Origin of the sequence: Sphaerobacter sp., assembly GCF_019683595.1 — a bacterium.
GTDB lineage: Bacteria > Chloroflexota > Chloroflexia > Thermomicrobiales > Thermomicrobiaceae > Sphaerobacter.
In genome coordinates, this window is the sequence record NZ_JADGHZ010000059.1 from 1 (window position 1) to 18,749 (window position 18,749).

The 18,749-nt window shown below is 69.8% G+C and carries 15 protein-coding genes; 6 read left to right on the forward strand and 9 right to left on the reverse strand.

The window, feature by feature from the left end:
• Positions 1 to 145: 145 nt before the first annotated feature.
• The 5 genes from IRZ30_RS08280 to IRZ30_RS08300 all read right to left on the reverse strand — a co-directional run bounded on the left by IRZ30_RS08280 (position 146) and on the right by IRZ30_RS08300 (position 5,576).
• Positions 146 to 982, reverse strand: coding sequence for a carbon-nitrogen hydrolase family protein (locus tag IRZ30_RS08280; RefSeq protein ID WP_294084422.1), 837 nt, complete (start codon positions 980 to 982; stop codon positions 146 to 148).
• Positions 983 to 1,057: 75 nt separating this feature from the next.
• A complete protein-coding gene (locus IRZ30_RS08285) occupies positions 1,058 to 1,906 on the reverse strand; it encodes a creatininase family protein (RefSeq protein WP_294084423.1) in 849 nt (282 codons plus the stop codon).
• Between the two features lie 70 nt (positions 1,907 to 1,976).
• Positions 1,977 to 2,861 carry an ABC transporter permease gene (locus tag IRZ30_RS08290; protein ID WP_294084424.1) on the reverse strand — a complete coding sequence of 295 codons (885 nt, stop codon included), beginning with the start codon at positions 2,859 to 2,861 and terminating at the stop codon, positions 1,977 to 1,979.
• Positions 2,862 to 2,896: 35 nt separating this feature from the next.
• Positions 2,897 to 3,841: an ABC transporter permease gene (locus IRZ30_RS08295; protein WP_294084425.1), complete on the reverse strand. Its 945-nt coding sequence runs from the start codon at positions 3,839 to 3,841 to the stop codon at positions 2,897 to 2,899.
• Between the two features lies 1 nt (position 3,842).
• Positions 3,843 to 5,576, reverse strand: coding sequence for an ABC transporter substrate-binding protein (locus IRZ30_RS08300; protein WP_294084426.1), 1,734 nt, complete (start codon positions 5,574 to 5,576; stop codon positions 3,843 to 3,845).
• Positions 5,577 to 5,896: 320 nt separating this feature from the next.
• Here IRZ30_RS08300 and IRZ30_RS08305 point away from each other — a divergent pair, with 320 nt between their 5' ends.
• Positions 5,897 to 6,580: a GntR family transcriptional regulator gene (locus tag IRZ30_RS08305; protein ID WP_294084427.1), complete on the forward strand. Its 684-nt coding sequence runs from the start codon at positions 5,897 to 5,899 to the stop codon at positions 6,578 to 6,580.
• A 31-nt stretch (positions 6,581 to 6,611) separates the two neighbouring features.
• Here IRZ30_RS08305 and smc read toward each other — a convergent pair whose 3' ends face one another.
• Entirely contained in the window at positions 6,612 to 10,163 is a 3,552-nt protein-coding gene (smc, locus tag IRZ30_RS08310) for a chromosome segregation protein SMC (RefSeq protein WP_294084428.1), read from the reverse strand.
• Between the two features lie 163 nt (positions 10,164 to 10,326).
• Between smc and IRZ30_RS08315 the strand changes: the two genes are divergently transcribed.
• The 3 genes from IRZ30_RS08315 to IRZ30_RS08325 all read left to right on the forward strand — a co-directional run bounded on the left by IRZ30_RS08315 (position 10,327) and on the right by IRZ30_RS08325 (position 13,616).
• Positions 10,327 to 11,115, forward strand: coding sequence for a sugar phosphate isomerase/epimerase (locus IRZ30_RS08315; RefSeq protein WP_294084429.1), 789 nt, complete (start codon positions 10,327 to 10,329; stop codon positions 11,113 to 11,115).
• Between the two features lie 182 nt (positions 11,116 to 11,297).
• Positions 11,298 to 12,167 carry an aromatic ring-opening dioxygenase subunit LigB gene (locus IRZ30_RS08320; RefSeq protein ID WP_294084430.1) on the forward strand — a complete coding sequence of 290 codons (870 nt, stop codon included), beginning with the start codon at positions 11,298 to 11,300 and terminating at the stop codon, positions 12,165 to 12,167.
• Between the two features lie 198 nt (positions 12,168 to 12,365).
• Positions 12,366 to 13,616, forward strand: coding sequence for a polysaccharide deacetylase family protein (locus tag IRZ30_RS08325; RefSeq protein ID WP_294084431.1), 1,251 nt, complete (start codon positions 12,366 to 12,368; stop codon positions 13,614 to 13,616).
• Between the two features lie 33 nt (positions 13,617 to 13,649).
• Here IRZ30_RS08325 and IRZ30_RS08330 read toward each other — a convergent pair whose 3' ends face one another.
• Complete coding sequence (locus tag IRZ30_RS08330) at positions 13,650 to 13,925, reverse strand: hypothetical protein (RefSeq protein ID WP_294084432.1); 276 nt, start codon at positions 13,923 to 13,925, stop codon at positions 13,650 to 13,652.
• A 377-nt stretch (positions 13,926 to 14,302) separates the two neighbouring features.
• Here IRZ30_RS08330 and aroF point away from each other — a divergent pair, with 377 nt between their 5' ends.
• A complete protein-coding gene (gene aroF / locus IRZ30_RS08335) occupies positions 14,303 to 15,331 on the forward strand; it encodes a 3-deoxy-7-phosphoheptulonate synthase (protein ID WP_294084433.1) in 1,029 nt (342 codons plus the stop codon).
• Between the two features lie 455 nt (positions 15,332 to 15,786).
• Here aroF and IRZ30_RS08340 read toward each other — a convergent pair whose 3' ends face one another.
• Entirely contained in the window at positions 15,787 to 16,452 is a 666-nt protein-coding gene (locus IRZ30_RS08340; RefSeq protein WP_294084434.1) for a DUF3267 domain-containing protein, read from the reverse strand.
• A gap of 7 nt (positions 16,453 to 16,459) precedes the next feature.
• Entirely contained in the window at positions 16,460 to 17,413 is a 954-nt protein-coding gene (locus tag IRZ30_RS08345; RefSeq protein WP_294084435.1) for a phosphotransferase, read from the reverse strand.
• 167 nt (positions 17,414 to 17,580) lie between these two features.
• Here IRZ30_RS08345 and IRZ30_RS08350 point away from each other — a divergent pair.
• Positions 17,581 to 18,749 (forward strand): glycosyltransferase (locus tag IRZ30_RS08350; RefSeq protein WP_294084436.1); only part of this gene is annotated, 1,169 nt, incomplete at its 3' end.

Consider the following 18,749-nt stretch of genomic DNA (forward strand, 5'->3'; position numbering starts at 1 on the left):
GGCCCCGCCGCTAGCGGCGGGGAATAAGCCACCCAAGCAGCCGATCGGATTTATGTCATGCTGAGCGGAGCCGGGCGCCGGTGACGAAAACGACGAGCGGGCGACGGCCCGCTCGTCGGTGCAGGGAACGGGATACGGAGCCGCGCTAGACGGCCGCGACCGCCTGCGCCTCGCGTGCATAGACTTCCGGGCGGCGGTTGGCCACCGACGGCAGTTGCTCGCGGATGCGCTTGAGCTGCGCGAAGTCGAGGTCCGCGATCGCCATGCCGACCCCATCCGGCGCGGTGGCCAGGACGGTTCCCCACGGGTCGATGATCATGCTGCGCCCGTAGTTGGCTCCGTCAGGCTCGTACTTGCCGGTCTGGTTCGCGGCGACGACGAAGCACTGGTTCTCGATGGCGCGGGCGCGGAGCAGGATCTCCCAGTGGTCCTTCCCGGTGAAGAGCGTGAACGCCGCCGGGACGAACAGGATCTCCGCGCCGCGCAGTGTCAGGGCGCGGTACAGCTCCGGGAAGCGGAGGTCGTAGCAGATCGTCATCCCGACGGTGTGCCCCTCAATCTCCGCGGTGACGATCTCGTCGCCCGGCGAGACCGTGGCGGACTCCTGGGCGCTGACGTTCCCGGTCAGCTCCACGTCGAAGAGGTGGATCTTGCGGTACTTGGCGACGCACTCACCCTGGCGGTTGAAGAGCAGGCTGGTGTTGTAGGTGTGGCCCGGATCCTCGCTGACCTCCCGCATCGAGCCGGAGAGGAGCCAGATGCCCAGCTCGCGCGCCTTGGCCGCGAACGCCTCGCTGGTCGGGCCGGGGATCGGCTCGGCCGCGGCCAGCCCACCCTCCTTGGGCCCCATGTAGTCGACACATTCCGGCAGAACCGCCAGGTCGGCACCCGCCGCCGCGGCCCGCTCAACGAGTTCCAGCGCGACGCGGATATTCTCCGCCTTGTCGTGCCGCGAGTTGGTCTGAAGGACTGCCACGCGCATGGGGCTGCTCCTTTCTGGTGTTGTCAGGCGGCCCGTCCGGGGGCCGGGCCACCTGCACGCAATGGTTCGTCGTCGCTAGCGCGGCTTCACCATGCCGGTCTCGGCGGGCACCTGCGCCCACGCCGCATCCGCCGTGACGGCCGCGAAGTGATCGATGAAGGCCGCGGTGAACCCGACGATGCGCTCGATCCATACCTGCCCGCGCTCGGCGGACGCGACACTCGGGTCGCCGGTGACGCCGTTGGGCGCGACCTCGTCGCTGTCGAGGTACACGGTGCCGGGGAAGGACTGCCCAGGCACCTTGACCTTGCTGTAGCCCAGCGGTTCCCAGCCGGCGAAGGGCTGATAGGTACCAGCGGCCATCCGCTCCCGGACGACGTCCTCGGGGAACATGGCCATCATCGCCGAGGTCTCCGGCTCCGCACCGTGTCCGTAGGCCTTCTCGACATCTTCGTAGGTGTCGCGCATGAGATTGTACCCCAGGAACCAGGGATAGACGTTGCCGATCACCAGCCCGTGGGCGGCTTTCAACTCGCGCGCCACCTGCTCGCACACGCCCTCGTTGCCGCCGTGGTTGTTGACGAAGATGAGGCGCCGGAAGCCCTGGGCGATGAGCGAGTCACACACGTCTCGCAGCACCTGAGCCAGCGTCTCCTGCCGGATCGAGATGGTGCCGGGGAAGTGGCTGAAGACCGCCGAGCAGCCGTAGTTGATGCCGGGCGCCACGACCGCCAGGGCGTTGGCCCGCTCGGCGGCGCGGGTCGCCACGAAGTGGGCCACCATATTGTCAGCGTTCACCGGCAGGTGCGGGCCATGCTGCTCGACCGTGCCGATGGGCAGGAGGAGGATCGGATTCCGGGGGATCAGTTCCGCAACCTCCTCCCAGCTCAGCCGACCCAGTTCCACCGTCCGCAGTTCCGACATCCCCGTGTTCTCCTTCGTGTCGATCCGGGCCGAACCGGCCCGGTCGTGAACCCTCTGTGTTACCCGGCGCTTATCCCGTCCCGCGCAGGCGCGGATCAAGCACGTCGCGAAGCCCGTCGCCCAGCGTGTTCAGGGCCAGGATGGTCAGGCCCACCATGCTCGCCGGGGCGATGAGGAGCCATGGATTCGACTCCATGAAGTCGCGAGCCGCCGACACCATGTTCCCCCAGGATGGGGTTGGTGGCTGGGCGCCCAGGCCGAGGAACGAGAGGCCCGTCTCGACCAGGATCGCGAACCCGAGACTGAGCGAGATCTGGACGAGGATCGGCGCCATCACGTTCGGCAGGACCGCGGTGCGCAGGATGCGAAGATCCTCTGCGCCAATGGCGCGCGCCGCCTGGATGAACTCCGCTTCCCGGACGCTCAGGGTGGCACCGTAGACGATGCGCACGAAGCGCGGTGTGTACACGATCGCGATCACGATCACGACGTTGCGCAGGTTGGGACCCAGCATCGCCACGATCGCGATCGCCAGGACGATCGTCGGGAAGCTGAGCAGGATATCCATCGCGCGCATGATGAGGGTCTCGATGACCCCGCGGTAGTAGCCCGCGAACAGCCCGAGCCAGACACCGACCAGGGTGGCGATGGCGACGGATGCCGTCGACACGCCGAGCGATACCCGCCCCGCGTAGATGAGCCGGCTGAGGACGTCACGGCCGAAGTCGTCGGTCCCCAAGGGGTAGTCGCCCCCTGGGGGCAGGAGCGGCATCGTGAGCGGCTCGGTTGCATCATGCGGCGCCAGCACCGGCGCGGCGATGGCGGTCGCTGCCACGATGATCAGGAAGGCACCAGCGATCACGACGCGCGGGCTGTGCAGCGCGCGGTACCACGCTGTGTTGTGCGCTTGCTTGCGACGCGTCCGGGTGAGTTGATCCCCGCGCCCGGCCGTCATCGCATGATCCGTGGATGCGATGAGTCCGCTCCCTCCTACGAAATCCGGATCCGTGGATCAAGCACCGCGTAGGCGATGTCGACCGCGATGTTGATCAGAATGGTCAGCACCGCGATGAGGAGCACCACCCCCTGCACCACCGGGTAGTCGCGGGCGCGCACCCCGGCGATCAGCAGCGAGCTGAGCCCGGGCCAACCGAAGATCGTCTCGACAATCACGGTACCGCCGAGCAGGGTGGCCAGCTCCAGGCCGACCACGCTCACCACCGGGTTGATCGCATTCCGGAGTGCGTGGCGCAGGATGACCGTCCGCTCGCTCAACCCCTTGGCCCGCGCGAGCTTGATGTAGTCCTGCCGCACGACCTCAAGCATCGACGAGCGTGTCATGCGCATGATGACGGCAACGGTCGAGGCCGCCAGTGTCAGGACGGGTAGGATCACGAGCTTGAGATGCTGCCCCGGGTTCTCGCTCCATTCGACGAACTGGGTTTGCGGGAGCCAGCGGAGGCGGAGCGCGAAGATCAGCAGCAGCACCGTCCCCACGACAAACCCAGGGAGCGAGAGACCGAGCATCGCCGCTGCGCTGAGCACAAAGTCCGGCAGGCGGTTGGCACGAAGGCCCGCGATGATGCCGAGCGGAAGCCCGATGATGAGCGACAGACAGGTCGCGAGCGCGATCAACTCCAGTGAGTTGCCGAGCCGGTCGCGCACGTCGGTGGCGACCGGCCGGCCACTGGTGATGGATGTACCAAGGTCTCCCCGGAGCACATCCGCCATCCAGCTCACGTACTGGCGGTAGATCGGTTGGTCGAGGCCCAACTGGTGGCGCACGCGCGCCACCTGTTCTTCAGTCGCCGTCTCGCCAAGGATGGCCCGTGCCGGATCGCCCGGCACGAGCCGCAGGAGCAAGAAGACGACGGTGGCGACCACCAGTAACTGCACGAGCAGATAGAGGCCCCGACGGGCAAGGTACTGGGTCATGCTACTTGTCCAGCCACGTCTCGCGTAAGGTGATCTGGGACCAGCTCCCCGCGGCGAGGTGCGTGTAGCCCTTCACGTAGTCCGCCATCGCCTCACCCTGCTCGCGGCGGATGAGGTAGACCCAGGGCAGAATCTCCAGCACCCGCTTCTCGACCTCATGGTAGATCTCGTTGCGCAGGGACTCGTCGGTCGTCTCGCGCCCCTCGGTCAGGAGCTGGTCGAGCCGCTCGTCGCTGAAGTGGAACTGCTTGGCAAAGTTGCCGTTGCTCCCGACGAAGTCGGACAGGAAGTCCGGGTCGTTGAAGTCAGGGGCGGTACCCCAGACGTGCACCGGATACTTGGCATCCTGCACCGATTGGCGGAAGGTCAGCCACTCCTCCTGGATCAGGTTGGCCTCGATACCGGCGTTCTTGAGCTCGGCCTGGGCGGCGATGGCCGGTCGCTGGATCACCGAGTAGGTCGACGTGGTGAGCATATCGACCGTCAGGTTGGAGAACCCGGCCTCCTGCAGGAGGGACTTGGCCTTCTCGTAGTCGACGTTATAGGTGCCTTCGAGATCCGGAGAGTAGCCAACCCAGCCCTCGGGGATGAGACCGCCCGTGATCGGCGCCCCGTGGCCGTTGAAGGCGATCTGCACCATCTTCTCGCGATCCAAGGCATAGGCGAACGCCTGGCGCACGCGCAGGTCGCTGCCCGGCTCCCGGTCATGGACGAAGCCGAGCCAGCCGAAGCCGAGGACCTTATCGGTCTGCAGGACGATGCCGCTCTGCTGCGCCAGAGCATCCATCTGCGTGTAGGGCACATAGTCGATGAAGTCGACCGTGCCGGTGCGCAGGGCGGTCACCCGGGCGTTGTCATCCGGCATTGGGATGAAGGTGATCCCATCCAGGTACGGCAGATCGGTGATGAAGTAGTTCTCGTTGCGCACGAGCTCGATTGAGACGCCCGGCTTGCGCTCGACGAACTTGAAGGGCCCGGTGCCCATCATGGTCGTCTTGGGATCGACCCCACTCTCGATCCACTTCTTCGAGACGATCATGCTGGGGTTCATCGCCAGGATGTACGGGAGCGTTGCCAGCGGGGTGGACAGATGGAACCGGACGGTGTTGCCGTCACCGGCCTCCACCCGCTCCAGCGCGGCGAGCCGGCCGGCAATCGAGGCAGCGGTATCCGGGTGCTTGATCCGCTCGAAGGTGAAGACCACATCCTCAGTGGTCAGCTCGTCCCCGTTGTGGAACGTCACGCCCTGGCGGAGCTTGACCTCAAAGGTCTTGTCGTCGACCCAGCCGAACTCCTCGGCAAGGTCGCCGATCAACTGGCCGTTGGCGTCGTAGGTCAGGAGGGTGCTGTAGACCATGAGCTTGACCGCGCCAGAGGCCGCGCCGGTCGAGACATGCGGCTCGAAGTTCGACGGATCGGTCGAGAGCCCGTAGCGCAGGATGCCGCCTCGCTTGGGTGTGCCGGCTGCCTGGCTCGGGGTCTCCGTTGCCCCGGGCGTTGCGGCGGAACCGGAACCCCCCGAGGAACCGGAACCACCGGAGGAACCGCTCGAACCGCTCGGCGTCGGCGTCGTCTCGGAGCTCCCACCACCACAGGCGACCAGCAGGCTGCCGGCGGTCAGCACACCCCCGATCTTCAACGCCTGGCGACGTGACAGGGTCGAGCCGGGGATCCAAAGATCACTTGTCGGATTCTTGGGCGCACGTCGATCGCGCGTCGTCTGATCCTCAGCCATCCGTTCCCTCATTCCTCCTTCAGGGGTTCGTGGCTCAGTACCCTCGGTATGGCATATGCTTGTAACATCACAGATATATACTGTCAATGGCACTCGCCGTTGACTGGCAGCTATGCGACACCACATACACGCACGCGTGGTTCCTCTCGGGTCGCGCATAGCACAGCCGCGACTATGGTGAATCCTTTAGAATCTTGGGGGTATGCATCGCCGAGCAGTTGACCCACCGCGCATCCCGCTGGGCCTCCCGCCGCAGCGGTGTTGCGTCGACTGTACGTCGCGGCGCCACTGATTGTCAACGGACCGAGGGAGACGACACGATGGTGCTGCCGAATCCGACCACCAAGGCTGAGGCCGCGTACTGGAAGCTGAGGCGCCTGATCATCACGCAGGAGATCGGCGCCGACGAACCCCTCGACGAGGGCCTCCTCATGGAGCGACTCCAGGTTGGACGCACTCCCCTCCGCGAGGCACTCAAGCGTCTTGCAGCAGAGCAGCTTGTCGTCGCGTTGCCGCACCGCACTCCCGTGGTGCGCCCGTTCAGCCTAACCGACCTGGAACCCCTCTTCGAAACCCGCATGCTCATCGAAGTGCCGGTGTGCGGCCTGGCAGCCCAGCGCATCACCCCGGCGGAGCTGCGGACGCTCTACGAGACCCTTGACATCCTTGCGCAGCATGTCGCCGCGCGGGATGTCTACCAGATGGTCGAGACGGACTACGTGTTCCACTCGCAGATCGCGCACGCGACCGGGAACCGGTTCCTGGCCGACGCGATCAACCAGTTCAACCTCGCGTCGCTCCGGCTTTGGTACCTGGCGCACTCCCGGGTGGGTGTCGAGCGCGTGGTGGACACGCATCGTCAGCTCATCGAGACGCTCGAGACGCGCGACCCCCAGGTGGCGGAGGCCGTCATGCGGGAGCATGTGGAGATGTCACGCCGGCGCGTCGTGCACGCGTTCATGTCGGGCCAGGACCTGGCACCGTCGTTCCAGCGCGTGCCGTGACGCGCTGCCGATCGCGCTTCTCCCGTGGACGCTACGCCGGGGCTTCGGCGGGGAGGCGGAGGGAGAGGACGCGGGAGACGCCGTCGTCACCCATGGTGATGCCGTAAAGGGTGTCGGCTCCCTCGATCGTCGCGCGGTTGTGGGTCACCACGACAAACTGCGTCCGGTCGGCCAGGGCTTTCAACTCGTCCCGCACGCGGACGACATTGGCCTCATCCAGCGCCGCGTCCACCTCGTCGAGGATGCAGAACGGGCTGGGGTTCACCTTCAGGATCGCGAAGAGCAGGGCGACGGCCGTCAGCGCGCGCTCCCCGCCGGAGAGCAGCGCGAGGCTCTGGAGGCGCTTGCCGGGGGGCTGGGCCAGGATGTCGACGCCGGTTGCACCGTCGTCGTCCTGCACCTGCAACAGCTTGGCCTTGCCGCCGCCGAAGAGGGTCGTGAAGGTGGCCTCGAACGCCGCCGCGACCTCCCCGAAGGTGCGGTTGAACTCCTCAGCCATCGAGCGGGAGAGCTCGGCCAGCAGCGCGCGCAGGGCCTCGCCGGCGGCGTGCACGTCGTCGAGCTGGCCGCGGAGGAAGGTATAGCGCTCCGCTTCGCGCTCGTACTGCTCGATCGCATCCTCGCCGACCAGCCCGATGCGGCGCAGCCGCTCTCGTAGCCGGTCCACCTCCCGCTGGAGGGTGGTCGGGTCGGTGTCGTCGAGGTCGACGGCATCGAGGGCGGCGTCGATGTCCACCCCCTCGCCCAGGTCATGAGCGGCACGCTCGCGGAGGAGGTTGACCTCGTCCCGGCGACGCTCCAGCTCCAGCGCCGCGCGGTCCCGCTCGCGCTCAGCGTCGCGCACCCGCTGCTCGGCGCCGGCGACAGCCTCGCGCGCCGCGCGCTCGGCCGCGGCGGCCTCCTCCCGCGCGGCACGCGCCGGGCCGAGTTGCTCTTCAGCCGCGGCCAGGAGCGCCGCGATCCGTTCCCGCTCGGCGGTGAGGGATTCGACCTCGGTATCCAGCGCGGCGATCGCGTCCGCGATGTCGCCCGCGCGGCGCTCAGCTTCGGCGATGGCGGCGGCGATTCGTTGCTGCTCGGCCGCCAGCCGCTGCTGCTGCGCGATCAGCCCGCGGCGGCGCTCAATCAGGCCAGCGAGGGCCGAGCGCTCGTCCTGCAGCCGGGCATCGGAACCTGCCGTCTCCGCCTCACGCAGGGCGACCAGCAGCCGCTCCCGCTCGGCAGCGGCCGCATGCCGGCGCGCCGCGGCCTCCTGGCCGGCACGCTCCGCCGCCTGCCGGTCCGCGTCCAGCCGCGCCAGCCGCTCGGCGACGTCGGCACGGCGCTGCTCCTCTTCCGCGCCGGCGCGTGCTTCGTCGTCCCGGAGTCGCTGCTGGCGCGTGAGCGCGGCCTCCGCCGCACGGCCGGCCTCGCGGGCGGCAGCGATGTCGCGGTCCAGCGCGTCACGCTCGGCGCGGAGCCGGTCCACCTCGGCGGCACGCGACTCCACCTCAGCTCGGGCGGCCTCCAGCTCGCGCTCCAGCCGGCGACACTCCGCCGGGAGATCGCGCAGTTCCCGCTCGCGGGCGAGGGTGCCGCTCTCCTTGACGCGCGCGCCGCCGGTCACCGCGCCGCTGCTGCGGGTGATCTCCCCGCCGAGGGTGACCACGCTCCAGCCCGGCGGCAGCGCGCGGAGGATGGCGCGGGTCGCGGTCAGGTCGTCGGTGACCACGACACGGCCGAGCAGCCCGGTCACGATCGGCTCGACGCGCGGATCGTAGTCGATCAGCTCGACGGCAAGGCCGCGGACTCCGGGGTGATCCAGCCGCGGTGCGCGGACCGAGCTGCCGCGGACGGTATCCAGCGGCTGGAAGGTGGCGCGCCCGGCCTGAGTGCGCTTGAGATGCGCGATGGCCTGCTCCGCGTCGCGCCAGCGCTCCACCACGATGTCTTGCAGGTGGCCGCCGAGCGCGGCTTCCATGGCCGCTTCAAGTTCCGGCGGGACGATGAGGAGCGACGCCAGGGTGCCGACGATGCCCTGGAGCTGCCCAGCGCGGGCGGCGTCCAGCACCGCGCGGGTTCCGGCGTAGAGACCGGCCCCGCTGTCGCGCAGCCGGGTGAGCGCCTCGAGGCGCGTCGTGCGCTCGACCAGCCGACGCTCGACGGCCTTCATGGCGCGCTCGGCCTCGTCCCGCGCGGCGGCGGCCGCGCCCAGCGCTGCCTCGAGGCGCTCGCGCTCGGCCGCCAGTGCCGCCAATCGCTCCCGGGCCTCGTCGCGGGCCTTCGTGGCTGCCGCGGCCTGCGCCTCCAGCTCGGCGAGTCGCTCGGCACGGGCGCGCTGCTCGCGGTCGAGCCGGTCCCGCGTGGCGAGCAAGTCCCGCTCCTGCTGGTCGAGCAGATCCCGGCGGGAGGCAGCCGCGAGGGCGGCGCGCTCGGCCTCGGTGATGGCCTGCTCCGCCTGCCGCAGCGCGGCGGCCAGCCGCTCGCGCTCGGCGCGGGCCGTCGCGTCCGCCTCGGCGAGCCGGGCGATAGCGGCTTCCCGCTCGGCGATCTCCGCGTCGATCGCCTGGAGCCCGTCGCTCGCCTCCTGTGCCTCCCGCGCGGCGGTTTCGTACGCACCGCGCAGCCGCGCCGCCTCCTGCGCCAGGTCATCGCGGCGCCGCGCCTGCGCGGCACGACGCTCGGCGGCAAGCGCGCGGCGGTGCTCGACCTCTCGCTCCTCCGCACGCAGCCGGGCCGTTTCAGCCGCCAGGCGATCGACCTCGGCGCGCTGTGCCGCCCCCCGCTGCTCGACCTCAGTCAGGGCGGCCCGCGCGGCAGCGTGCGCCGCGGTGGCGGCCTCGACCGCCTGTGCGGCTGCTGCCTCCGCCGCCTCGGCGGCGTGCAGGCGCTGCCGGGCGCCCCGCCACTGGTGGGCGTAGAGCCGGAGCAGCGCAGCCTGGAGCCGCTCGCGCACCTCGCCCGACTCCCGCGCCTGCCGCGCGGCGCGCTCCAGGCTGCGCAGCCGCGGCTCGATCTCGGCCAGCAGGTCCTCCAGCCGGGTGCTGTTGGCCTCCGTCTCGGCCAGGTGGCGCTGGGCTTCGGCCTGCTTCAGCCGCAGCCCGGTGATACCGGCCGCGTGCTCGAACAGGCCGCGCCGCTCCTCCGGCCGCTGGCTCAGGACCGCGTCGACCAGTCCCTGGCCGATGACGGTGTACGCCTGCCCGAGCGAGGCAGTCACCTGAAGCACGTCCTTCAGGCGGACGCGCGCGCCGTTGATGAAGTACTGGTTCTCACCGCTCCGGTAGGCGCGGCGGGTGATGGTGATCTCGCTGAACGGGAGGGGGAGATCCCCCGACTCGTTGTCGAGGGTGAGGCTGACCTCGGCCATGCCGAGCGGCGCCCGGGCGGCGCTCCCGGCGAAGATGACATCCTCGGTGCGGCGTCCACGCAGGCTGGCGTAGCTCTGCTCGCCCAGCGCCCAGCGCACGGCCTCGGCGATGTTCGACTTGCCGGAGCCGTTGGGGCCGATGATCGCCGTGATGCCCGGGTCGAAGACGAACGTCGTCGGCGTGGCAAAGCTCTTGAAACCATGCAGTTCGAGGCGTTTCAGCCGCGTCGGCATGCCTGTCCCGTCAATGTGTCGCGCTGTCGTGGATGGAGCCGGGGTTCCGGTGCCGCGCGGCCGAGTCGTCGGCCACCGCGACGCCGCGGGCACGGGGCCGAATGCTACCATCTGTCCGGACACCCGGCAACTGCACGGGGCGGAACAACAGTGAGGGACGGGCATGCTGATCGGCGCGTCCACCGGGACGCTCTACCCCCACCAGCACACCGAGGACGCGGTGGAGACGCTGGCACGCCTCGGGTTCCCTGCCATCGAGGTGGTACTGCAAACGGCAGGCGAGTACGAGCCGGGGTTCGTCCGGGATCTGGCGGCTCGTGCCCACGCAGGCGGGACAGCCGTCACCTCGGTGCACTCCTTCACCGGCCTGCACCCGCTGTTCGATCCCTACCCGCGACGGCGCGAGGAGGGACGCCGGGCGCTCCTGCGCGCCATCGACGCGGCCGCGACGCTCGGCGCACGCGTCCTCATCTGGCACGGCCCGACCCGCCGCGAGCTCCCCGAGGGCGTGGCGTCCGAGCGGCTGCACGCGGTTCTCGCCGACCTGGGCGAGGCGGCCGCCGGAGCAGGCGTGACCCTGTCGCTGGAGAACGTGAGCTGGTGCCTGGTGCGGGATGCCGCGAGCGTCCGCGTGGTGCGCGGCTGGGGAGTGCCGATCGGCTTCACCTTCGACCCGTTCCAGGCCGCCGAGACGGGGGTCGATAGCGGAGAACTGCTCGACGCCATGCGCGGCGCGCTGGTCAACGTCCACCTCAGCGACCACGCACCCGGCGGGCGCCGGCACCTGCCGGTGGGCGAAGGGACCATCGACTGGCGCAACCTGCTCGCCCGGCTCCGCGCCACCAGCTACACCGGGCCGCTGATCCTCGAAGGGAACTGCGACGGGGACCTCAGCCGCCTGATCCGCAGCCGCCAGGTGGTGGCCGAGCTCCTGGAGAGTTACCTCAGATAGCTTGAGGGACGGCCCTCACCCCGTTGCTCGCGAAACAGCTCCCCTCTCCCAAAGTTGGGAGAGGGGCCGGGGGTGAGGGCCGCTCCTGGAAAGGCCGTTGACGCCTGCGGGCGACGCACGAATACTGGCGGTGCTGCGATACTGGAGCGACAGTACGCGTTGAGGGTAAGGAGGGCACGTTTATGGCCGGGTTGGTCTTCGCTGCGGTGCTGCCGCACGGGTTCCCGATCATCCCCGATCTGAGCGACGACGCCGAGGGCGCGCTCGCCACGCGTGCGGCGATGGAGGAAGCGGGGCGTCGCTGCGCCGCTGCGCAACCCGACGTCATCGTGGTCGCCACCCCCCATGGCACACGGGTGGACGGCGCGGTCTGCCTGGCGTCAGTCGCCCGTGGCGCCGGGACGCTGCGCTGGGAGGGGCGGCAGGTCGAGATGAACATCCCGGTCGACGGCCCGATGACCGACCTCATTGCCGAGCGGGCCCGAGAGCGCCAGATCCCGATCGCGATGGCGGGCTTCGCCGGCAACCGTCGGTATCAGAGCGCGATCCCGCTCGACTGGGGCACCATCACCCCGCTTTGGTTCCTGGGACACGGCCGCAACATGGTGGGACACGGCGACGTCCTGGCCCCCGCCCCGGAGGATGTCGGCCCCCCGGCCGTGATCGCAACGCCGTCGCGTCTGCTGCCGCGGGAGACGATGATCGATTTCGGTGTCGCCATCGCCGAGGCGGCCGCGCAGAGCGGGCGGCGGGTAGCCTTCGTCGCGTCCTGTGACTGGGCCCATACGCACAAGGAGGACGGGCCGTACGGCTTCCACCCAGCCGCGGCCGAGGTCGACGCCAAGGTGGTCGCCGCGCTGAAGGACAACGACCCCGGCCGGTTGATTTCGCTGACCGAGGAAGAGGTGCAGAACGCGGCCATCGACGGCCTGTGGCAGACGCTCATGCTAGCCGGTGCCATGGCCCACACCCCGATGCGGGGCGAGGTCCTCTCCTACGAAGCCCCGTCGTACTACGGCATGATCGTCGCGACGTTCACCCCGGAGTCCTAGCGCGCGGGCCGGCGTGATCCGCCGGCCGGTGTCGGTTTCAACGCCCAAATACGCACCCGCAGCGGTCGCCGGCGATGCGTTGGCGACCGCTGTCACAGAGTTGGCATGCCTCGGCCACGAGGAATGATCCCCGTGGTATGCGACCGCCCGTAGCATCGGCCCAGGGGACGACACGGGAACGGTGATGGGAGCGGAGAGATGGGTCAGCACGGAGCGGTACCCCGGCGGGTCGGTCGCGCCAGCCTGGTTGCGGTGGTGATCCTGGCGCTCGTGGCCGTGGGGCTGCCGGCTCGGCAGGCCCAGGCCGCTTCCGGCGATGTCCAGACGATCTATCGGTTCAGCACCGACCAGCCGGTGATCGCGCTCACCTTCGACTGTGGCTCTGATACCGGCTATGCGGCGCAGATCCTCGACACGGCCAAGGCCAAAGGGGTGCGCCTGAGCTTCGGAATGACCGGAACCTGGGCGCAAGCCAATCCGGACCTGGTCCGGCGGATGGTCGTCGAGGGGCACCACCTCATCAACCACTCCTGGAACCACCCCGACTTCACCACCATCACCCCGGCCCAGCGCGCCGATCAGCTCCGGCGCACCGCAGACCTGGTACGGTCCCTGACCGGCCACGAGCTCCGGCCCTACTTCCGCCCGCCCTACGGGGCGTACAACGCCGGCGTGCTCGCCGACGTGGCGGCCAATGGCTACACCTACAGCATCATGTGGACGGTGGATACGCTCGGCTGGCAGGGCAAGTCGATCGGGGAGATCACCCAGCGCACCCTCGACGCCGCCGCGCCCGGGGCGATCGTGCTGATGCACGTCGGAGCCGCCTCGCTGGACGGCCCCGCACTGGGCGGCATCATCGACCAGCTCCGCGCCCGCGGCTACCGATTCGCCACGGTCGACGACTTCATCGCCGGGCGCATCGGCCCGACGTTCCGCTACTTCCCCGAGACCGGCCACTGGGTCGGCCACGGGTTCCTCGCCTACTGGGAGCGGTTCGGCGGGTTGCCGGTCTTCGGCTACCCGCTGACCGAGGAGTTCCGCGAGCACGGCGTCACCGTGCAGTACTTCGAGCGCGCCCGCTTCGAGTGGCACCCCGGCGTCTGGCCGGAGCGGTACGACGTGCTGCTCGGCCTACTCGGGCGGCAGGTGACCGCCGGGCGCGAAGGGGAAGCTCCGTTCCGGCCGATCCAGGCCGGGAACGACGCCAACTGCACCTTCTATCCCCAGACGGGTCACCGCCTCTGCTTCGGCTTCCGCGACTACTGGCAGGCACGAGGGGGACTCGCGATCTTCGGCTACCCGATCAGCGAGGAGTTCGAGGAGAACGGGGTGACCGTCCAGTACTTCGAGCGACAGCGCTTCGAGTACCATCCGGAAGCCCCGCCCGCCTGGCGGGTCATGGGTGGACACCTCGGTCGCCAGGTGCTGGCGATGCAGCCGCGGTAGGAGTTACGGGGGTGGCTCGTCCCGGGCCGCCCCTCACCTCGCCTGGCTGCGGCGCACCGCGAAGCCGAGTGCCCCGCCGGCGACGAAACAGATCACGATTCCGATAAGGACGAGGGCAACCTTCCCAAGCGTGCTGTCAGGAGCGCCACGCCCCATCACGCCGCCGAGCAACAAGGCCGCGGACGCGGCGCAGAGCGTGATGGCCACACACAGCCAGACCAGGGACTGCCGAAAACCTGCCGGCCCGGCCTCGTCGCGGGGTGGTTGGCCGGTCTCGTCAGGCTGGTTCGATCGGAGATCGTGACCCATGGCTCACCAACCCTTCACACGAACACGTTGTGTCCCTGCGGCCATCCTAAGCCATGGCGCACCTACCCGCTACTGACCGTTCGGCCAGGAGCATGTGAATTTCTACACCAATGCTTGACAGCGGCGGACGAACGGGCTACGATAGCGGCACTATGGAGACGCGGATTAACTGCGACCAACACCGATACGAGTACCAGGACTGGTACTACTTTTACGTTACCCCTCCGGCGTGGCTGGTGGGGCGATCGGTGTTGATCCGGTAGCCGCGTCACCACCAAGCAACGTCGGAGGGGAGCAGAGGTAACCACCTCTGCTTTTTTGTTTGCCGGAATCCGGGCGCGGATGGCGGCGAGCTCGGTCAGAAGGGAATGCGGGCGATGATCGTACGGATGCACCAAGGCACTGACACGGAAGCGGCCAAAACGGTCGCCGAGCACTTGCGGTCACGGGGCTTCGAGGTGCACCTGCTGGCCTCGAGCGGCGCGCCGGTCATCGGTGTCAACGGCCGGCCGATCCCGGACGACCTCGGCCAGACCCTTTGCAGCCTGCCGGGCGTCGCGGACGTGCTTGATTCGCCCCGCCCCTACCGGCTGGCCGCGCGCGAGGCGCGCCCGTCCGGCACCGTCGTGCAGGTCGGCAACGTCCGCATCGGCGGGCCGGAGCCGGTCATCATCGCCGGGCCGTGTACCGTCGAGAGCCGCGAGCAGATGCTGCGGGCCGCGGAGGCGGTTCGCGCAGCGGGTGCGGTGATGCTCCGCGGCGGCGCATTCAAGCCCCGCACCTCCCCCTACAGCTTCCAGGGACTCGGCGAGGAGGGACTACGCCTGCTCGCTGAGGCCGGTGCCGCGACCGGGATGCCGGTCGTCAGCGAGGTGATGGAGCCGGATCAGGTCGAGCTCGTCGCCGAGTACGCCGATGTCCTCCAGATCGGCAGCCGCAACATGGCAAACTTCCCGCTCCTTAGGCGGGTCGCCCGCGTCAATCGCCCAGTGCTCCTGAAGCGCGGCTTCGCCGCCACCATCGAGGAGTGGCTCCTCTCGGCCGAGTACATCTTGGCCGGGGGCAACGACCGCGTCATCCTCTGCGAGCGCGGCATCCGCAGCTTCGACCCCTCCACCCGCTTCACCCTGGACCTGAACGCCGTCCCGCTCGTCCGCCAGCTCAGCCACCTGCCGATCATCGTCGACCCCAGCCACGGCACCGGACGCCGCGACCTGGTGGCCTCGATGGCCCTGGCAGGCATCGCCGCGGGAGCGCACGGCCTGATCATCGAAGCCGTGCCCGATCCCGACGCCGCCCTGTGTGACGGCCCGCAATCGATCACGCCCGATACGCTGGCCACCATCGCCGCCCGAGCACGGGCCATTCACTCGGCCCTCATGCCGGAGCTGGCCGTCACCGCCTGATCCCGCCCACCAGATCAACTCCTCCTCGTGTCCCGTTCGAGCGCCGCCCCCACGGCGCTCGAACGTTTTCCGCGACGGTCGAGGGCAGCCATCCCCCTGGCACTTCGACATTGATAACCCCGCTCGCGCAGCGAGGGACGCGTGGGATGAGAAGGGGCTCTCGGAGAGGGTAATCGCGCCCCGGAGAACAGGTGCAAGGATCCCGTGCCGCGGCCCGTGCCCAGGGCTAAAGCCGCCGGGCTGAAACCGGGTAAACCCACTGAAGGGGCTACGATGGCCACACCCGGGCGGCGGCGATCCGGCACCCACCGGGAACCGCGTCCCTAGCCCCTTCAGTGGGCTTTGTATTGTCAGCCCGGCGGCTTTAGCCCCGGGCACGCGTCGGATGGCCGGAACCGAATGCCGGGATGCGAGCCCGAATTCCCCAGCGGCTTGAGCCGGCTTTCCTTGTCAGATCAGGCTTCCGCCTGCATCTGGGTTGAAGCCTCCTCGGGCACCAGCGCCGCAAAGCCGTCCGCCAGGTCATAGAGGCGCGCGTTGGGCGGCACAGCGCGCAGGCGCCAGACCATCCAGAGGTCTCCCACCGCGCCCGCGGCGTTCACGATCAACACCACCAGCGTCGCCTCGGCACCCTTCGGCCACCAGACCATGGCGGCGATCCCTACGATCGAGATGACCACGAGCGGCGCCAAGGCAATCGCGGCGTAGGCCAAACGCCCGACCGGTTCGCGGAACGTCGTGTAGGCGAACCCGGCGCCGACCCCGAAGCTTGGGCGTGCGCCGATGAGCAGGGACACGACGCCGTGCACGGCCTCGTGCAGCAGCGGCACGACCACCAGCATCAGGAGCAGTCCCACCAGGATCGCCCGGAAGGTGAAGACGACCGCAAACTCGGACGGCCCACCCAGCACCGCGACGGCGAGCGAGAAGAAGACGAACCACAGTGGCACCGACAGGCAGCCGAAGGCACTCAGGCGCCCCAGCGGCACCTGCTCCCACAGCGCTAACCGGTACCCCGGCACCACCGGCGGCTCGCGACGCGGCGGGCCGCCGATTGAGAACCAGATGGGCGGCACCGCGGAACGCCGTGTGCCGTTTGCGCTCGACCCCTCGCTCGTCATACCAGCCTCATGTCCGCCAGGGCACCTGTCCGGCTCCGGCCATCGCCCGCTGCATCGCGGCCACGGCATCCGGAGCCGATGGGTCTCCCGCTTCAACCGCGGCCAGGGCACGGTCCAGGAGCAGGGCGACGGTCGAGAACGGCAGGTTCATCAGGTAGCGCGGCGACGCCTGGAGGTAGGCGCCGAGCAGCGCCTGCATGAACAACTCGGCCGTCTCCACGGGCACGCCGAGCGTACCAAGGTCGACCGCCAGGGTGGCGACGTCTTCGGACGCGTCGGCAACCCGCGCCGCGCTCCACCCCACGATCCCGCTGACCTCACCATCGACGAGCAGCACGTTGGCCAGCCGGAAATCGCCGTGGCACAGGCAGACGGATACTTCCACCGGGCGGCGCAGGTCGAGCCACGCGAGCGCCGCCGAGAACGGCGAGCGCGCTTCCGCCGGGAGGGCCGCGATGCGCGCTTCCCACTGCTCCCAGCGGGCCTGGACCTGGTCGTCCACGAGGTCTTCCGGCAACGCCTCGGGATCCGCCAGCCAGGGTGCCACCTGCGTCCACGACAGCGCATGAACCTCGGCCAGTGCCCGCGCCACGGTGAACGCGTGCGCACTCACTTCCCAGCGCATCCCCGCGCCCCGCAGCACCTCATCGGCCGGGCGGCCGGGCAGGTGCTCCATGATGAGGACCGGTGAGGCGGGATCACCCTCCACCAGGCGCGGCACCGGCACCGACGTCTCGGCCACTGCCGCGAGGATCCGTCGCTCTGCTCCGCCCTCGTCCGGCTTGGCGGCAAACCACGCTGCTTGCTGCTGCCCGCCCGCCAGCCAGGTCACCTCGACGGCCAGCAGCGACCCGGACCCACCCTCAGCCTGCGGCTCAACGGCGCGCGCCGCGATCTGCACCGCGTCCGGATGCCGATGCCGCACCGCCTCCACGACCGCGGCCACGACTTGCTCCGACACGTGCGCCTCCTCTCCGCCGCTCGCGCGGCTGTCACCGAGGATACACCTACGGCGCGCGATCACGCCCCAGAAAGCCCGACCGGGCGGCGGATGTGACCTGCTATCATCCCTGCCGGGTCGCGCCCGGGGAAGCACCGGGCGGCAGCGAGCCTCGGAGTGTACCGAGCATGCGCATCCTCTTCCTGACACCATACCTGCCCGACCCGCCCGACTTCGGCGGCGCGGCGCGGATGTTCCACCTGATCCAGGAGGTGGCGACGCGCCACGAGGTGGTGGTGCTCAGCCTCGCCGGCTCCGGCGAGACACCGACCGGGACCGGCAGTCTCCCGGCGCGCATCGTGCCGGTGCCGGTGCCGCTGACCGCGCGCCAGCCGCCGGGCGGGCGCAAGCGCCTGGGGCAGATCCGCTCGCTCCTCTCTCGCCGCTCGTTTCAGCACGCCCTCTACCATCATCCGGCGATGCAGCGCGCGCTCGACCGGCTGACGCGCGAGGAGCGGTTCGATTTGATCCAGATCGAGTTCTCGCAGATGGGCGGCTACCGGGTGCCGCCCGGTGTGCCGGTCGTGCTCGACATCCACAACGTGGAGTACGACGTGCTGCGACAGGCCGCCACACAGGGGTCGCTGCCGCGCCGGATCTTCAATCAGATCGAGTACCGCAAGTTCCGTCGGGAGGAGGTCGCCGCCTGGCGACGCGCCACGGCCTGCATCGCCACTTCGGCCGCCGATGCCGCCGTAGTGCGAGACGCCACCGGCCGCGAGGTGGCGGTCGTCCCCAACGGTGTCGACCTCGACCGCTTCCCCCGCTTCCCGCTCGACCAGGCCGACCCGGCCGCGCTCGTCTTCGTCGGCGCCATGCGCTACCGGCCGAACGCCGACGCGGCCCGCTGGTTCGTCGAGCACGTCTTCCCGCGCGTGCGCACCGCGCTGCCGACCGCGACCTTCACCATCGTCGGCGCCGACCCGCCGCCGGGCGTCCTCGCGCTCGGCAGCGTGCCCGGCGTCTGCGTCACCGGCACCGTGCCCGACGTCCGCCCCTGGGTCGAGCGCGCCGGGATGGTCGTCGTCCCGCTGCGAGCGGGAGGAGGGACCCGGCTCAAGATCCTCGAAGCCTTCGCCATGGGTCGCCCGGTCGTCTCCACTCGCCTCGGAGCCGCCGGGATCGACGCTGCGGACGGCGAGCACCTCCTGCTGGCCGACACACCGGACGGTATCGCCGCCGCCATCACCCGCCTCGCGGCCGATGCGCCCCTCCGGCAGGCCCTCACCGACCGCGCCTACGCCCTCGTGCGCGAGCGCTACCAGTGGCGCGCCATCGCGGCCGAACTGGATGCGGT

Bases quoted from the DNA above. Each gene is read 5' to 3' on its own strand.
- IRZ30_RS08280 (WP_294084422.1), bottom strand. From the start codon at position 982: ATGCGCGTGGCAGTCCTTCAGACCAACTCGCGGCACGACAAGGCGGAG.
- IRZ30_RS08285 (WP_294084423.1), bottom strand. From the start codon at position 1,906: ATGTCGGAACTGCGGACGGTGGAACTGGGTCGGCTGAGCTGGGAGGAG.
- IRZ30_RS08290 (WP_294084424.1), bottom strand. From the start codon at position 2,861: ATGACGGCCGGGCGCGGGGATCAACTCACCCGGACGCGTCGCAAGCAA.
- IRZ30_RS08295 (WP_294084425.1), bottom strand. From the start codon at position 3,841: ATGACCCAGTACCTTGCCCGTCGGGGCCTCTATCTGCTCGTGCAGTTA.
- IRZ30_RS08300 (WP_294084426.1), bottom strand. From the start codon at position 5,576: ATGGCTGAGGATCAGACGACGCGCGATCGACGTGCGCCCAAGAATCCG.
- IRZ30_RS08305 (WP_294084427.1), top strand. From the start codon at position 5,897: ATGGTGCTGCCGAATCCGACCACCAAGGCTGAGGCCGCGTACTGGAAG.
- smc (WP_294084428.1), bottom strand. From the start codon at position 10,163: ATGCCGACGCGGCTGAAACGCCTCGAACTGCATGGTTTCAAGAGCTTT.
- IRZ30_RS08315 (WP_294084429.1), top strand. From the start codon at position 10,327: ATGCTGATCGGCGCGTCCACCGGGACGCTCTACCCCCACCAGCACACC.
- IRZ30_RS08320 (WP_294084430.1), top strand. From the start codon at position 11,298: ATGGCCGGGTTGGTCTTCGCTGCGGTGCTGCCGCACGGGTTCCCGATC.
- IRZ30_RS08325 (WP_294084431.1), top strand. From the start codon at position 12,366: ATGGGTCAGCACGGAGCGGTACCCCGGCGGGTCGGTCGCGCCAGCCTG.
- IRZ30_RS08330 (WP_294084432.1), bottom strand. From the start codon at position 13,925: ATGGGTCACGATCTCCGATCGAACCAGCCTGACGAGACCGGCCAACCA.
- aroF (WP_294084433.1), top strand. From the start codon at position 14,303: ATGATCGTACGGATGCACCAAGGCACTGACACGGAAGCGGCCAAAACG.
- IRZ30_RS08340 (WP_294084434.1), bottom strand. From the start codon at position 16,452: ATGACGAGCGAGGGGTCGAGCGCAAACGGCACACGGCGTTCCGCGGTG.